Origin of the sequence: Mesorhizobium sp. M4B.F.Ca.ET.089.01.1.1 (assembly GCF_004022605.1) — a bacterium.
GTDB classification, from domain to species: Bacteria; Pseudomonadota; Alphaproteobacteria; order Rhizobiales; family Rhizobiaceae; genus Mesorhizobium; species Mesorhizobium abyssinicae.
Map to the genome: position 1 here is coordinate 1 of NZ_RZOS01000811.1, position 1,456 is coordinate 1,456.

The following is a 1,456-nucleotide window of genomic DNA, read 5'->3' on the forward strand; positions in this document are numbered from 1 at the left end:
CCCTTGCTCCGTCCATGCAAAGCGCCTGTCGCGGGCAAAGCCATGCTGCGTCATCGGATAGGATCGGCCGCGGTGCCGCAGTTGGTCGCCCTTCAGCCGGCCGACGATCGGGAACAGGACCGGGGAATGGCGCTTCCAGGCCGGACCGGCCTGCCACAGAAGCTCGGTTCCTTCACTGTCGCGCAGCGAGACCAGTTCGGCACCCTGCCTGACGATGGTCGCCGAGATGCCGTCACCGTGAAGCGTAAGGCTGTCCTGTTCCATGCGCCCTCGCTTAAGCAATTCCAGGAAAGTGTGTAACGGTTTTCCGTCCGGAATTGCGCAGAAACCAATGGCTAGAGCGGTTCGGCGATCCCATGAAGCGCCGAACCGCTCTGGTGTGACCTGCAGGCTAGCAAAAGGCCGCGCGTGAACTCAAGAGCAGCGGAGTGCACTGCAGTGGGCCAAGCGGCGACGAACGATGCACGGACCCGAGCGCCAGTTTGCCCTCAAAGAAATGGCCGGAGGTTGCCCTCCGGCCCCGGCAAGGTGAGACCTGTTGCCTGCTACGGTTCGGCCTACTCGCGCTCGCCGGTGAAGTTCAGCAACAGCTGGAAGATGTTGACGAAGTTCAAATAGAGCGAGAAGGCGCCGAAGACGGCGAGCTTCTGCTGCGATTCCGCATCGAAATTCTCCGCATACTGCTCCTTGATCGTCTGCGTGTCCCAGGCAGTGAGGCCAATGAACACGGCGATACCGATCACCGAGATGGCGAACTGCAGCGCCGTCGAACCGAGGAACAGGTTGACGAGGCTGGCGATGACCACGCCGATCAGGCCCATGATCAGGAACGACGAGAACTGCGTCAGGTCGCGCCTGGTCGTGTAGCCGTAGAGGCTGGTAGCGCCGAACATGGTGGCGGCGATGAAGAACGTGCGCGCGATGCTGGTGCCGGTGAAGACCAGGAACACCGAGGCCAGCGACAGGCCCATCACCGCACAGAAGGCCCAGAACATGGCCTGCGCGCTCGCCGCCGACATGGTCTGCATGCGGAACGAGAACAAAAGCACGAAGGCGAGCGGCGCCAGCATCACCACCCATTTCAAGGGGCTGGAGAAGATCGGCACGTAGAGCGCGGGCGTCGACGCCACGGCGAAGGCGATGGCGCCGGTGACGACCAGGCCAAGGCCCATATAGTTGTAGACGCGCAGCATGTGGCGGCGCAGGCCCTCGTCATAGAGGGCGCCCGTTTGGGCGCCGCTGCCCACGCGATATCCCAGGTTGGGGGTGTTCATGTTCAGTCTCCTTGGTTGATCTCAGTAAAGCGTGCGGGCCAGCGTTTCGGCGGCCCGGTCGAGGTCGCGCGCATCGCTTCGCGCGACGACGGCGTAGGCCACCTCGCCGATCTGGAAATAGGCCGAGGAAATGTCGCCCGAGGGCGCGAGGGCCGGCTTCACCACGTCGAAAGTCCCCGGCC

The 1,456-nt window shown here is 63.5% G+C and carries 1 protein-coding gene and 2 pseudogenes; all 3 read right to left on the minus strand.

What is annotated here, in order from left to right; genetic code table 11:
* Positions 1-264, minus strand: a pseudogene (locus EN780_RS34100) (aldose 1-epimerase family protein); the annotation flags it as partial.
* A 293-nt stretch (positions 265-557) separates the two neighbouring features.
* Positions 558-1,274: a Bax inhibitor-1/YccA family protein gene (locus EN780_RS34105; protein WP_127392809.1), complete on the minus strand. Its 717-nt coding sequence runs from the start codon at positions 1,272-1,274 to the stop codon at positions 558-560.
* A gap of 21 nt (positions 1,275-1,295) precedes the next feature.
* Positions 1,296-1,456, minus strand: a pseudogene (locus EN780_RS41040) (anti-sigma factor); the annotation flags it as partial.